Raw genomic sequence first — 13374 nt, 5'->3', positions numbered from 1 at the left:
GTGAGGCTAATGGTTCTACTTGCTCAGGGTGAGGGTCCTTGCAGTATTTCCCTGCACAACCCCAAGCACCAACCTGGCTGTCCATAGAAATGGCTTAGTGTCATCAGCTCAATCACCACAACCATCACGCAGAAAGCGACGAACCCACGCGTGAAGACGCGACGAGGTTTTTGATAGGGTTGGTAATTGCAGAGTGAGCTGCAAAGATTTCCCAAGAACTCTAGAAACTCCATCAGGAATTAGCCCTACCTCATCAACTCAGCCAAAAAGTGCGCGCTGCCATTGCTGCTCACCGATGATGGCGATAGGTGTTCCAGCCTCTCTCAACTCCACCGCCTTCATTATTTTTGTCCCGTAGGAACTGTGGCGCCACTGGTCATTTCCAATGCTGCCAACCACTAGGTAGTGAATTTTTTTACTCACCGCTCCACCGATGATGCCGCCACGCTCTTCTACTAAGGCCTGACAGTCTTTTCGAGGTCCGTAGGCCATGATTCCAGTGAAAACGAACAATCTGCCGTCCCAAGTGAGATCTGGTTCTGGACGATTGAAGGGAAGGTCGTTGGGCGTGCTGAAGGTTTGATCGCTAGCCTTTGGCTTTTCGGCACTCAGGCCCGAAAAGCTCTGCAGCAAGCCGATAAGTTCAATAGACTCCTCTGGGTCTAGCACCCCATCCAAGAGCATGTTAGAGAGCCGCGAATACAGCAGGTTGATGACTGGATCATCAATGTGAGCGAGATTCGTTTCAAGCCAGTCCTTGAGGAATAGGCCCTCAGCAGTAGACACAACGCCGTCAGCGGCTAGGCCTGCCGCTAAACCAACGAGAGCGTCAGCTGAGCGTCTATCTATCCTGGAGCGATGGAAGTACTTGCTCTGCTCGAATTCAGCGTGAATGTCAGTCATCTCAATTCCTTTTTAGATGATGCGCGATAGTGATTGTAAATCCTAATAGAGGCGGATGATTCCGTTCAGAGATGGGGATCAGCCGCCGTACCTTTAACCAAGCACAGCCACGTTTCTCAATGAAGCGTCCTACCCCTGCGACTTTCACCGATTCTGATTCTATCTAAGGCCCTGTTTAATCCATCTAGCGCGTCTAGGAGGGCTTTTGCTTCGACCTCCCTACCATCCCCCCAAAACCGTTCAGCCATTTTGTTGAGGGCCTGGATAGACCGCTCGATATCAGCGGCAGTCACAGTCTTGGCATCCGCTGGCTGTTTCTTTGTCATTCAATAACACTTCCGAAGCGCTGGAGGATCAGCACGAAAACTCCACCTATCAAGACGCAGGCTTCCCTCAGACCCAAAATCTATTCATAGCGCCAGTCAGAACTCCCCTGATACAGAATCTAGCACCATTACTTCGCCGCTACGATTAGCAAGCCCTGCCCTGCCTTACTCAAAAATTAGCAATTTGAAATTTAGCAAAATGCATTGCATAAACATTACTTTATGCTAATTTAGCTAAACGCCAGCCGCGAGCTGGTTTACCCCCATCCAGTTTTGCGAAGCCAACAACGCGGCAGGCCCTCAGCTTGCCTGGAGAAAAGCATGCCCGTTACTACAACCCCCTCTCATGGAAATGAATTCGCCAGTCTTGGCGCTCGCCTGATTCGCTTCGGCCAAGCGCTACAGGAAGCATCAACAACCGTCGGTGAGCTCACCTCCCTGGCTGCAGCATGCGGTATCAGCCTCAAACTGAAAGCTACCGCGGAGCAGGGAGAGCACCAGAATGGCTAGAACACTCCTGCGGGTGCGAGGTAAGGGTGTCGCCTTCTACCTGAACTCTGAAACCTCATCCCCCAATACCGGACACCGGAATCGCTACCGCCTATTCAAGACGGAGAACTACGGACGCGCCAAGTCGGGATGGATTCAAGTTGGATCGATTGCTGGCCAGGAGTTGATGGCGATAGAGGATGAGACAGCCCTGCTTGAGGCATGCGAGAAGCTGTTCGCTAGCAAGAATCCTCGACGCTTCGAGCAATATGGCGCGATACGCGGAAAGCCTGGCCGGTGGGAGGGAGAAGCCTTTCCCGTGCGGTACTCCAATCGCCTATCAACCGGGTGTAACCAATGAACCGAGAGTTGATAAAAATAAGCGAATTTCAGCGCAGACACTGGGGTAAAAACGGCACTCCACCATGCCCCCAGGCAATCCGAAACTACATCCGCAACGGCAAGGTGCCCGGCGAGCAGATAGGCAAGCTCTGGTACGTTGACTGGGCTGCATTCACCAAGTCAGCCGGTAACGATCTCGTCGCGATGGTATTGAAAGGAGCTGCATGATGGCACCAAGGCCGCGCAAAACTGCGAACAAGAGCCTTCCGCAGAATCTGTACTTCGATGCGCGGCGCGGGACATATCGCTACCGGAGGCCGGCCGACGGGAAGTTCTTCCCGTTCGGATCCGATCGCCTAAAAGCCATCGACGCCGCGAAGCAGTTGAACCTGGAGTTCATGCGCGGAGCCGATCTGGTGGGCACGGTAATGGGCAACGCATCTGAATCTTTCGCCGGCTTCCTCGATATCTATGAGCGCGATGTCCTGCCGCCACGCGAGCTAGCCAAGGGCACCCTGGGCCTTTATGCCGTCCACTTTCGCCGCTTTCGAAAGCACTTCGAAGGCCAGGCCCTCGACGAGATCACGATCCGAATGATCGCGGAGATGCTGGACTCCCTCACGCCTCGGACTGCAAACCAGTGCCGCGCACTGCTGATCGACATCTTCAACCACGCAGCTGCTAAAGGCCTGTGCCCGGACAACCCAGCAGCCAGCACAATCAACCGAATCGAGAAGAAACAACGCAAGCGGCACACCGTTGAAGGCCTGAAAGCCATCCGGGAGAAGTCGCCGGCCTGGCTGCAGAACGCAATCGACCTAGCCTTGATCACGGCGCAGCGCCGCACCGACATCCTCAACATGCGATTCGATGGGGTTCGGGAAGGGTTTCTGTATGTGGTGCAGCAGAAGACGGCCAAGGCCAGTGATGCGGCATGGATCCGGTTCAAGGTGACCGAAGAACTACAGGCCGTGATCAGCCAGTGCCGGGATGACATCGTCTCGCCTTACCTGATCCATCGCCGGCCAGACCGCAAGAAGCAGAAGCAGGCGCAGACGAAGGACCACTGGACGCAGGTCGAAGAACGATATTTGACGCGAGTCTTCAAAGAAGCCCGGGAAGCGGCGGGTTGCTACAAGGGATGGAAAGAGGGGGAAATGCCGGGCTTCCATGAAGTGCGGGCGCTGTCGCTGCACCTGTATCAGAAAGCCGGAAAGGACGGTCAGAAGATCGCCGGCCACGCCAGCGAGACCATGACCAAAAACTACCAGAAAGACCACGCCGAAATTGTCTGGTCAGAAGCAATTCCAGACCTAAATATCAGCGAAATTACCGGTTAGTTTTGCGCAAGTTTTGCGCGGGTTTTGCGCAGACACAAAAAAGCCGATCTAGATGATCGGCTTAAGTGTCTGATTTTCATCAAAAAATATGGTCGGGACGGAGTGATTCGAACACTCGACCCCTAGCACCCCATGCTAGTGCGCTACCGGACTGCGCTACGCCCCGACTAGGCGTGAAACCTGTTTCACTTCTCAGGAAACGTTGAGGAATATACCGCAAGCTTTTGAAAAGTGGAAGTATTTAATACGATGAATTACTTCTTGAGCACCACAAGCACATCTTCAAGCTCAGAGATCATCTGACGGATCAGTTGCTTGTATTGGGTGGTGTCGTCTTTGGCCTCATCACCGGAAAGGCGCAAGCGCGCTCCACCGATGGTAAACCCCTGATCATAAAGCAACGCGCGGATCTGCCGGATCATCAACACGTCCTGGCGCTGATAATACCGGCGATTTCCGCGGCGTTTGACGGGGTTGAGTTGAGGAAACTCTTGCTCCCAATAACGCAGCACATGCGGTTTTACCGCACAGAGCTCGCTGACTTCACCGATGGTGAAGTAGCGCTTACCCGGGATGACCGGGAGCTCGTCGTTATGACTTGGTTCCAGCATAAGCCTCAACTCGGGCCTTCAACTTCTGCCCTGGACGAAAGGTGACCACACGGCGAGCCGTGATCGGGATTTCTTCACCCGTTTTCGGGTTGCGGCCAGGACGCTGGCGTTTATCCCGAAGGTCGAAGTTACCGAAACCGGACAATTTGACCTGTTCGTTATCTTCGAGAGCGTGCCTGATTTCTTCAAAGAAAAGCTCGACCAATTCCTTGGCCTCGCGTTTATTCAGGCCTAGCTCTTCGTAGAGACGTTCGGCCATTTCAGCTTTCGTCAGAGCCCCCATACGTCACTTCCTTAACGTGGCGTTCAACCTTTGTTCGAGCGAGGTGAGGATGTTTTGTGTCGTGGAGTTCACCTCATCGTCATTAAGAGTGCGCGATGGATGCTGCCAGGTCAAGCCGACGGCAAGGCTTTTTCTATGCGGATCAATGCCTTTACCCTGATAGACGTCAAAGAGCCTGAGGTCTGTCAGCCATTCGCCTGCATTTTCACGAATTACGTCCAGTACTGCGCTCGCCGCCACGTCACGATCCGCCAGCAATGCCAGGTCACGGCGTACTTCTGGGAAACGCGAAAGCTCGTGGAACTTAGGAAGACGACCTTGAGCCACCTCGCCCAGAACCAGCTCAAACACGTAAACCGGACGATCCAGGCCGAGGTTTTTTGCCAGTTCCGGGTGAATAGCCCCCAGATAACCGACCTCACGACCATCACGCTCGATACGTGCAGTCTGGCCAGGATGCAGCGCAGGATGCTTGCCCGGAGCAAAAGTGAATTCATCCAGTGCGCCAGCAAGGCCCAGCACTGCCTCGACATCTGCCTTGACGTCAAAGAAGTCGACACCGTCGCGACCTTGCGCCCAACCTTCAGGCAAGCGACTGCCGCAAACGACGCCGGCCAACATTGGCTGCTGCTTCAAGCCTTCCAGTTGACCGATAAAGCGCAAGCCGCTTTCAAACATGCGGACGCGATCTTGCTGACGGTTCAGGTTGTGCTGAAGTGCCTTGACCAGGCCAGGCCACAAAGAAGAGCGCATGGCCGCCATGTCAGCCGAAATCGGGTTGGCCAATAGCAGCGGTTCAACACCTGGATTGAACTGCTCAAACAATTTCGGATCGATGAAGCTGTAAGTGATTGCTTCCTGATAACCACGGGCTACCAGCAGACGCCGCAGGGCAGGCAGATCACCTTGCGCTTCCGCCTTAGCCTGAGGAGCCAGGCGAGCTTGCGGATAACGAACCGGCAAACGGTTGTAGCCGTAGAGACGCGCCAACTCTTCGATCAAGTCGACTTCAAGGCTGATATCGAAACGGTGGCTTGGCACTTCAACGCGCCATTGGCCTGCGCCATCGGCAGTGACTGTCAAGCCCAACGCGGTGAGCAGACGCTCGACCTCAGGACCGTCGATTTCCATGCCCAGCATCTGGGTGATGCGCTCAGCGCGTAGCGTCACAGGTGCAACAGATGGCAAGTGCTGCTCGCTGACAGCTTCGATGATCGGACCAGCTTCGCCGCCAGTGATCTCCAGCAACAAGCCAGTTGCACGCTCCATGGCCTCGCGAGCCAACTGCCAGTCCACACCACGCTCATAGCGATGAGAAGCATCGGTATGCAGGCCATAGGAACGGGCTTTGCCAGCAACCGAAATCTGGTCGAAGAAAGCGCTTTCCAAAAACACATCGCGGGTGTTTGCGGTAACGCCACTGTGCTCACCGCCCATAACGCCAGCGATTGCCAGAGCACGGGTGTGGTCAGCAATCACTAGGGTATCGCTACGCAGGGTAACTTCCTGGCCGTCGAGCAGTACCAGTTTCTCGCCCTCTTCGGCCATGCGCACTCGAATACCGCCGTTGATTTCGGCGAGATCGAAAGCATGCAGCGGCTGGCCCAGTTCGAGCATCACATAGTTGGTGATGTCCACCGCCGCATCGATACTGCGCACGTCGGCGCGACGCAAGCGTTCAACCATCCACAGAGGGGTCGGCTTGGACAAATCGACATTGCGAATAACCCGACCCAGATAGCGCGGGCAGGCCGTCGGAGCAAGCACTTCCACAGGGCGTACTTCGTCGTGCACTGCGGCAACCACTTTTACTTCAGGGCGCTGCACTTTAGCGGCATAGAGCGCACCGACCTCACGGGCCAGACCGGCAAGCGACAGGCAGTCACCACGGTTTGGAGTCAGATCGACCTCAATACTGGCATCGTCCAGGTTCAGATAGACGCGAACGTCCTCCCCCACCGGAGCATCGGCCGGCAGCTCCATCAGACCATCACTGCCTTCACCAATCTGCAGTTCGGCTTGGGAACACAGCATGCCGTTGGACTCAACGCCACGCAGCTTGGCTTTCTTGATCTTGAAGTCGCCCGGCAGCTCGGCGCCAATCATCGCGAATGGGATCTTCAAGCCTGGACGCACGTTAGGTGCACCGCAAACCACCTGGAAGGTCTCCGCGCCGTTACTGACCTGGCATACGCGCAGCTTGTCGGCATCTGGGTGCTGCTCGGTGCTGAGCACCTCACCCACCACTACACCACTGAAATCACCGGCGGCTGGTGTTACGCTGTCAACCTCAAGACCGGCCATCGACAGACGAGCAACCAGCTCGTCACGACTCACCTGCGGGCTAACCCAGCCACGCAGCCATTGTTCACTGAATTTCATCCTGCTCTCCTAATAGATTCGTTACGGACGCGCGACTAGCGAAATTGCGCAAGGAACCGCAAGTCGTTGTCGAAGAACAGGCGCAAGTCATTGACACCGTAACGCAGCATGGCCAGACGCTCGGCGCCCATGCCGAAGGCAAAGCCCTGGAACTCTTCCGGGTCGATCCCGGACATACGCAGCACATTTGGGTGAACCATGCCGCAGCCCATGACTTCCAGCCAACCGGTCTGCTTGCAGACGCGGCAACCTTTACCGCTGCACATCACGCATTCCATATCGACTTCAGCGGATGGCTCGGTGAACGGGAAGTACGAAGGTCGGAAACGCACGGCCAGCTCTTTTTCAAAGAACACCCGCAGGAACTCTTCAATGGTGCCTTTCAGATCGGCAAAATTGATGTCGCGATCCACCAGCAGGCCTTCGACCTGATGGAACATCGGCGAGTGAGTGATATCGGAGTCGCTACGATACACACGGCCTGGGCAGACGATGCGAATCGGCGGCTGCTGCGATTCCATGGTGCGGACCTGTACCGGCGAGGTATGGGTGCGCAACAGCATGTTCGCATTGAAATAGAAGGTGTCATGCATCGACCGGGCCGGGTGATGGCCTGGGATGTTGAGCGCCTCGAAGTTGTGATAGTCGTCTTCAACCTCAGGGCCTTCGGCGATGCCGTAGCCAATGTGGGTAAAGAATTGCTCGATACGTTCCAGGGTCCGCGTAATCGGGTGCAGACCGCCAGAGGTCTGGCCACGGCCCGGCAGAGTTACGTCAATGCACTCGGCAGCGAGTTTGGCGCTGAGCTCCGCCTCCTCGAAAGCCGCTTTGCGCGCATTGAGAACCTCTGTTACACGCTCCTTGGCAACGTTGATCAGCGCTCCGACTTGCGGACGCTCTTCGGCAGGCAGATTGCCCAGGGTCTTCATCACCTGAGTCAGTTCGCCCTTCTTGCCAAGGAAGTGAACCCGGATCTGTTCCAGGGCATTGATGTCTTCAGCGTGTTGCACGGCCTCAAGTGCTTGAGAAACCAGCGCATCCAGGTTTTCCATGTACAGACTCCAGATACAAAATAGGGGAAGAGCTTGAAGGCTCTTCCCCTATTTATGACGTTTAACACCAGAGCCCACGAAAGGTGAGCCCGGATGACTGTCGGGGGTACTTAAGCCAAGGTGGCTTTAGCTTTCTCGACAATCGCAGCAAACGCCGCTTTTTCGTTCACTGCCAGATCAGCCAGAACCTTACGGTCGATCTCGATGGACGCCTTTTTCAGGCCAGCGATCAGACGGCTGTAAGACAGACCGTTAGTACGAGCACCAGCGTTGATACGAGCGATCCACAGAGCGCGGAACTGACGTTTTTTCTGACGACGGTCGCGGTAGGCGTATTGGCCTGCCTTGATTACCGCTTGCTTGGCAACACGGAATACGCGCGAGCGTGCGCCGTAGTAGCCTTTAGCAAGTTTCAGAATTTTTTTGTGACGTTTACGGGCAATGACGCCACGCTTTACACGAGCCATGAGTTACTTCCTCTATTCTTGATCCAAAAATTAACGAAGGCGCAGCATGCGCTCGACTTTTGCCACGTCAGACGGATGCAGCAAGCTGCTACCGCGCAGTTGACGCTTACGCTTGGTCGACATTTTGGTCAGGATGTGGCTCTTGAAAGCGTGCTTGTGCTTGATACCGTTAGCAGTTTTCAGAAACCGCTTAGCAGCACCACTTTTGGTTTTCATCTTTGGCATGTTCGGATACTCCGCATTCAGTTGATAAACATAATCAGAAGGCCTGCCGTGCCCTGTTGATTACTTCTTCTTTTTCGGGGCGATGACCATGATCAGCTGGCGTCCTTCCATCTTAGGATGCTGTTCGACCGAACCGTACTCTTGCAGGTCAGCTTCAACCCGCTTGAGGAGTTCCATCCCCAGCTCCTGGTGGGCCATCTCACGGCCGCGGAATCGCAAGGATACCTTGGCCCTGTCCCCGTCACTCAGGAAACGTACCAGGTTGCGCAGTTTTACCTGGTAATCCCCTTCCTCCGTCCCTGGACGAAACTTGATTTCTTTAACCTGAATCTGCTTCTGGTTCTTCTTCGCAGCAGCAATCTGTTTCTTCTTTTCGAAGATCGATTTGCCGTAATCCATCACCCGGCAAACAGGTGGGACTGCGTCGGCGGAAATCTCCACCAAATCCAGCTTGGCTTCTTCAGCTATACGAAGCGCTTCATCAATCGAGACGATGCCAATCTGCTCGCCGTCAGCGCCAATTAACCGAACCTCGCGTGCCGAGATATTCTCGTTGATCGGGGCTTTCGGTGCAGCTCGTTTATCTTGTCTCATATCACGCTTAATAATAATTACTCCGAATCTTGGCGACCACGCCGGGAAACCGCTTGTGCGAGGAACGCCGAGAATTGGTCCACAGGCATCGAGCCCAGGTCTTCACCTTCACGGGTACGCACAGCGACAGTCTGCATCTCGACCTCCCGATCTCCAATAACCAAGAGATAGGGAACCTTGAGCAAAGTATGCTCGCGGATTTTAAAGCCGATCTTTTCATTTCTCAAGTCGGACTTGGCACGAAATCCGCTTTGATTGAGTGTTTTTTCTACTTCAAGGGCAAAATCTGCCTGTTTATCAGTGATATTCATCACCACGGCCTGAGTCGGAGCCAGCCACGCAGGGAACGCGCCCTCGTAATGCTCGATCAGAATCCCGACAAAACGCTCGAAGGAGCCGAGAATCGCCCGGTGCAGCATCACCGGATGCTTACGGCTGTTGTCTTCGGATACGTATTCAGCACCCAGACGGATCGGCAGGTTGAAATCCAGCTGCAAGGTACCACACTGCCATACACGCCCCAGGCAGTCTTTCAACGAGAACTCGATCTTCGGACCATAGAACGCGCCCTCGCCCGGCTGCAGATCATACGGCAACCCGGCACTGTCCAAAGCCGCAGCTAGCGCATTTTCCGCACGATCCCACAACTCATCGGAACCCACGCGCTTTTCAGGACGAGTGGAAAGTTTCATCTCGATGTCCTTGAAGCCGAAGTCGGCATAGACATCCATAGTCAGTTTGATGAACGCAGCGGACTCGGCCTGCATCTGATCTTCAGTACAGAAGATGTGAGCATCGTCCTGGGTAAAACCGCGCACACGCATGATGCCGTGCAACGCTCCCGAAGGCTCGTTACGGTGGCAAGCACCGAATTCGGCCAGGCGCATCGGCAGTTCGCGGTAGCTCTTCAAACCCTGATTGAACACCTGCACGTGGCACGGGCAGTTCATGGGTTTGATCGCGTAGTCGCGGCTTTCCGATTCGGTGGTGAACATGTTCTCGGAATAGTTGGCCCAGTGCCCGGACTTTTCCCAAAGGCTGCGATCGACCACTTGCGGAGTCTTGATCTCCAGATAGCCGTTTTCACGCTGCACCTTGCGCATGTACTGCTCGAGCACCTGGTACAAAGTCCAACCATTGGGGTGCCAGAACACCATGCCCGGAGCTTCCTCCTGGGTATGGAACAGGCCCAAACGCTTGCCGATCTTACGATGGTCGCGCTTTTCGGCCTCTTCGATACGCTGGATATAGGCAGCGAGCTGCTTCTTATCCGCCCACGCAGTACCGTAAACCCGCTGCAACTGCTCATTCTTGGCGTCGCCGCGCCAGTAGGCACCAGACAACTTGGTCAATTTGAACGACTTCAGGAAGCGCGTGTTCGGCACGTGCGGACCGCGGCACATGTCGACATATTCTTCGTGATAGTAGAGGCCCATTGCCTGTTCATTCGGCATGTCCTCCACCAGGCGCAACTTGTAGTCCTCGCCACGAGACTTGAACACTTCAATCACTTCGGCTCGCGGGGTGACCTTCTTGATCACGTCGTAGTCTTTCTCGATCAGCTGCTGCATACGCTGCTCGATAGCCGCCATGTCTTCGGGCGTGAAGGGACGCTCATAGGCGATGTCGTAATAGAAGCCTTCATCAATGACCGGGCCGATGACCATCTTGGCGGTCGGATACAACTGCTTGACTGCATGCCCTACCAAGTGAGCGCAAGAGTGGCGAATGATCTCAAGCCCCTCTTCGTCCTTTGGCGTGATGATTTGCAGGGTTGCGTCGCTGTCGATCACATCGCAGGCGTCGACCAGCTTGCCATTGACCTTGCCGGCCAGGGTGGCCTTAGCCAAACCTGCGCCAATAGATGCAGCGACCTCGGCTACGGATACCGCATGATCGAATGAACGTTGACTGCCGTCGGGAAGAGTAATGGTGGGCATGGCGCCTCCTCTCCTAGTGGTGACCCCTACCAAAGGTCACGTGGGTTGGGATGAGCCAGTACGCGATTCAGTCCGGCCGTTCTGTAACAAACGCCTGCCTCACAGTGGCAAGAGCCTTGCGGCCAACCGGGAAACCGAACCAGAGTGACTGGGGTTCAAATCAAAATTAATGAGGCATAGACCGCGAGGGAGAAGTGCAACACCCAAAGCTTGAAAACACCCAAGCCGGGCATGCTAGCACAGATAAATCGCAAGCACCGCGCAGCAAGTTTCCCAAAAGATACTTTCCGGTCTTTTATTGAAGAAAGTGAACTTGCGATGTACGCCGAACCTCAAATACCAAGAGAATCGTCGTCTTGGCTATCGACCTCAGGAGAACTCGACTCATGCGCCTTACCCAATTGCTTACCCTGGCCGCCCCACTCGCCCTGCTCCTGCCCTTGAGCGCACAAGCTGCATGGCCTGCCGGAGCTCGTGCCGACTATATGAAGGATTGCACTGCAGCAGCCAGCCAAAGCATCGACGCCAAAAGCGCCGAGAAACATTGCGCCTGCGGTGCAGAGAAGCTGAATGAAAAATTCACCACCGATGAAATCAAGGAGCTGATGAGTAAATCCAAGCAACCTAGTGCAGAACTGCGAACCCGAGCCCTGGACGCCATCGCTGCTTGCCGAGTGGTCAAATAACCAACCACCGCACGAAACAGGCTGCACCAAGGCCTGTCAGCAGGCCTGAAACGCGGTTTTTTTCACAATTTACGCAGCTTTTACGGGTTTTTTTATCACCGTTTGTTTTCCGCGAAAGCCCCTTAAACCGGGGCCTACAGGCAAATCGAACGGCAAAATACACGGACACATCGGGCAAAGAGCACCTACAGGGGGCTCCCAAGCCGAACATTTCGACTATGATAGCTCGGTGTGCCCAGTTGGCCTGAGCAGCACAGCACTACTGAAAATATATGTTTCTTGGAGATACACCATGTCTAATCGCCAAACCGGCACCGTAAAATGGTTCAACGATGAAAAAGGCTTCGGCTTCATCACTCCTCAAGGTGGCGGTGACGACCTGTTCGTACACTTCAAAGCTATTGAAAGCGACGGTTTCAAAAGCCTGAAAGAAGGCCAAACCGTTTCCTTCGTGGCTGAGAAAGGCCAAAAGGGTATGCAAGCTGCACAAGTTCGCCCTGAGTAAGTTTTCAGCGAGCTAAAAAAACCCCGTCCATGTGACGGGGTTTTTTATGCGCGGGCCAAAAACCTAAGCCTCAACCACAGTTGACCCGAGTAACCACCAGGCCGGCATCGGTATTGAGGTTCAGGCGGTCGGAGCGGTACTCCAGAGTAATCATGTCATTAGGCTTGAGGAAACGCGCATATTGCGCTCCTGCGCGAGTACGGGCCTGCTCCAGCAGTTCGGGAGAAGCCTTCTTGCCGACGGCAAATTCGGCAGCTGTTGCTTCACAACGCGTGTGCCCGGATTCAGAGGCCACAGGTTCCTTTGTCGACCCGGTGGTGCTGCATCCACTGAGGACAACAGCGGCCAACAAGGTTCCGAATGAAGCGAGCTTCCAAGGCATGAAGCCTCCTTTTCAAAATTAAGCAGAGATCGTGCGACAGCCGATTTGGCTTTTGGTTTCAAAACAAAATGGCCTTTTGCCCTATGTCACGGACAGCGAGTAAGTCTGCCTCAGGCATCGCGACACTTTCACAGGACAATCGTCACTGAATATGAACAGCACTCAATAGATATCGATGTAGTCGAACGCCGGTTTCGGCCAGTTCTGCTTGAGTGCATTGAAGATCTGCATTACCCAAACCTCATCACTGGCCGCCACGTTGCCGACATAGCCGGATCCGGCTGCCCAGGTTTCCAGGCGAAACAACAAACCCTCGATGTCGACACCTCCCACCACTCCCGAAGAGATGTAGGCAATCCCGGTCCTGGTGACACGCAACTGGGTATGCACGTTGTCACTGGCCGAAGCCAGAAGCTGGCGCACCGCCTCCAGGGTCAGGGCATCAGGCTGATTCAAATCGATTTGCACAGAAGCTTCCTTGAGCGCAGGAAAAGCGCCAGTGTCGCATAGCCCCCGCTTGATGCCTAAGTCGGAGTGCCAAACGCTCGGCAACATGGTTAACTCTGCGACGCAGCAAACACCCGCCCAGGCCCGGCCCTGGCGCCCGCCTTATCCGAATTCGTGAGACTTTCATGGCCACCGTGAATATCGACGCCGACATCAAAGCCAAATGGCCCCAGGGCCAGTGCTCCTACAGCCCAGGGAGCCCGGAAGAGTTGGCGATCATTGGCATAGACCTGCTGGTCAAGGAACTGGGAACCCAATCCGCCTGGGCGTTCATTGAGCAGGTTTTCGAGAAGTACCCTGCTGATCACCCAGGCGCACAGGACCCGGAACGGGAATAGAA

Annotated in this window: 17 protein-coding genes and 1 tRNA gene; 5 read left to right on the top strand and 13 right to left on the bottom strand. The window is 54.9% G+C overall.

Features of this window, described 5'->3' with window-relative positions; all coding sequences use genetic code 11:
* Positions 1 to 258: 258 nt before the first annotated feature.
* Positions 259 to 903: an NAD-dependent DNA ligase gene (locus PQT43_RS26975; protein WP_272755077.1), complete on the bottom strand. Its 645-nt coding sequence runs from the start codon at positions 901 to 903 to the stop codon at positions 259 to 261.
* A 116-nt stretch (positions 904 to 1019) separates the two neighbouring features.
* Positions 1020 to 1229, bottom strand: a complete 210-nt coding sequence (locus tag PQT43_RS26970; RefSeq protein WP_272755076.1) for a hypothetical protein — start codon at positions 1227 to 1229, stop codon at positions 1020 to 1022.
* A gap of 846 nt (positions 1230 to 2075) precedes the next feature.
* Here PQT43_RS26970 and PQT43_RS26965 point away from each other — a divergent pair.
* Both PQT43_RS26965 and PQT43_RS26960 read left to right on the top strand, forming a co-directional pair.
* The gene (locus PQT43_RS26965; RefSeq protein WP_083457009.1) at positions 2076 to 2288 is read left to right on the top strand and encodes a hypothetical protein; all 213 of its coding nucleotides are present in this window, start codon (positions 2076 to 2078) and stop codon (positions 2286 to 2288) included.
* On the top strand, positions 2288 to 3400 hold the full coding sequence (locus PQT43_RS26960; RefSeq protein WP_272755159.1) for a tyrosine-type recombinase/integrase: 1113 nt from the start codon (positions 2288 to 2290) through the stop codon (positions 3398 to 3400). The genes PQT43_RS26965 and PQT43_RS26960 overlap by 1 nt, the downstream gene beginning before the upstream one ends.
* An 89-nt stretch (positions 3401 to 3489) precedes the next feature.
* On the opposite strand, the gene PQT43_RS26955 is transcribed toward PQT43_RS26960, so the two are convergent.
* The 9 genes from PQT43_RS26955 to thrS all read right to left on the bottom strand — a co-directional run bounded on the left by PQT43_RS26955 (position 3490) and on the right by thrS (position 10954).
* Positions 3490 to 3566, bottom strand: a tRNA-Pro gene (locus PQT43_RS26955).
* A gap of 88 nt (positions 3567 to 3654) precedes the next feature.
* A complete protein-coding gene (locus PQT43_RS26950; RefSeq protein ID WP_007920509.1) occupies positions 3655 to 4011 on the bottom strand; it encodes a MerR family transcriptional regulator in 357 nt (118 codons plus the stop codon).
* Positions 3992 to 4294, bottom strand: coding sequence for an integration host factor subunit alpha (gene ihfA / locus PQT43_RS26945; RefSeq protein WP_002553164.1), 303 nt, complete (start codon positions 4292 to 4294; stop codon positions 3992 to 3994). The genes PQT43_RS26950 and ihfA overlap by 20 nt, the downstream gene beginning before the upstream one ends.
* 3 nt (positions 4295 to 4297) lie before the next feature.
* A complete protein-coding gene (pheT, locus tag PQT43_RS26940; protein ID WP_253084557.1) occupies positions 4298 to 6676 on the bottom strand; it encodes a phenylalanine--tRNA ligase subunit beta in 2379 nt (792 codons plus the stop codon).
* Positions 6677 to 6711: 35 nt separating this feature from the next.
* Positions 6712 to 7728 carry a phenylalanine--tRNA ligase subunit alpha gene (gene pheS, locus PQT43_RS26935; protein ID WP_011060419.1) on the bottom strand — a complete coding sequence of 339 codons (1017 nt, stop codon included), beginning with the start codon at positions 7726 to 7728 and terminating at the stop codon, positions 6712 to 6714.
* 110 nt (positions 7729 to 7838) lie between these two features.
* Positions 7839 to 8195: a 50S ribosomal protein L20 gene (gene rplT / locus PQT43_RS26930; protein WP_016963673.1), complete on the bottom strand. Its 357-nt coding sequence runs from the start codon at positions 8193 to 8195 to the stop codon at positions 7839 to 7841.
* Positions 8196 to 8225: 30 nt separating this feature from the next.
* Complete coding sequence (rpmI, locus tag PQT43_RS26925; RefSeq protein WP_002553160.1) at positions 8226 to 8420, bottom strand: 50S ribosomal protein L35; 195 nt, start codon at positions 8418 to 8420, stop codon at positions 8226 to 8228.
* Positions 8421 to 8480: 60 nt separating this feature from the next.
* Positions 8481 to 9032 (bottom strand): translation initiation factor IF-3, encoded by a 552-nt coding sequence (infC, locus tag PQT43_RS26920; RefSeq protein ID WP_169893379.1) that lies wholly within the window; start codon positions 9030 to 9032, stop codon positions 8481 to 8483.
* Complete coding sequence (gene thrS, locus PQT43_RS26915) at positions 9032 to 10954, bottom strand: threonine--tRNA ligase (protein ID WP_102863610.1); 1923 nt, start codon at positions 10952 to 10954, stop codon at positions 9032 to 9034. Before thrS ends, infC begins: the two co-directional genes overlap by 1 nt.
* 386 nt (positions 10955 to 11340) lie before the next feature.
* Here thrS and PQT43_RS26910 point away from each other — a divergent pair, with 386 nt between their 5' ends.
* Both PQT43_RS26910 and PQT43_RS26905 read left to right on the top strand, forming a co-directional pair.
* Positions 11341 to 11640 (top strand): hypothetical protein, encoded by a 300-nt coding sequence (locus tag PQT43_RS26910; protein ID WP_102882483.1) that lies wholly within the window; start codon positions 11341 to 11343, stop codon positions 11638 to 11640.
* A 292-nt stretch (positions 11641 to 11932) separates the two neighbouring features.
* Positions 11933 to 12145: a cold-shock protein gene (locus tag PQT43_RS26905; protein ID WP_003179963.1), complete on the top strand. Its 213-nt coding sequence runs from the start codon at positions 11933 to 11935 to the stop codon at positions 12143 to 12145.
* A gap of 70 nt (positions 12146 to 12215) precedes the next feature.
* On the opposite strand, the gene PQT43_RS26900 is transcribed toward PQT43_RS26905, so the two are convergent.
* Both PQT43_RS26900 and PQT43_RS26895 read right to left on the bottom strand, forming a co-directional pair.
* Positions 12216 to 12527, bottom strand: a complete 312-nt coding sequence (locus PQT43_RS26900) for an I78 family peptidase inhibitor (protein WP_102863613.1) — start codon at positions 12525 to 12527, stop codon at positions 12216 to 12218.
* A gap of 162 nt (positions 12528 to 12689) precedes the next feature.
* Positions 12690 to 12995: a hypothetical protein gene (locus tag PQT43_RS26895; protein WP_102863615.1), complete on the bottom strand. Its 306-nt coding sequence runs from the start codon at positions 12993 to 12995 to the stop codon at positions 12690 to 12692.
* Between the two features lie 164 nt (positions 12996 to 13159).
* Here PQT43_RS26895 and PQT43_RS26890 point away from each other — a divergent pair, with 164 nt between their 5' ends.
* Positions 13160 to 13372 carry a hypothetical protein gene (locus tag PQT43_RS26890; RefSeq protein ID WP_253084556.1) on the top strand — a complete coding sequence of 71 codons (213 nt, stop codon included), beginning with the start codon at positions 13160 to 13162 and terminating at the stop codon, positions 13370 to 13372.
* Positions 13373 to 13374: the final 2 nt, after the last annotated feature.

The sequence above is a fragment of the Pseudomonas sp. BLCC-B112 genome (assembly GCF_028550695.1).
Taxonomy (GTDB): Bacteria; Pseudomonadota; Gammaproteobacteria; order Pseudomonadales; family Pseudomonadaceae; genus Aquipseudomonas; species Aquipseudomonas danubii.
The sequence above is the reverse complement of the archived record's forward strand: the minus strand, read 5'-3'. Positions and strand labels throughout refer to the sequence as shown.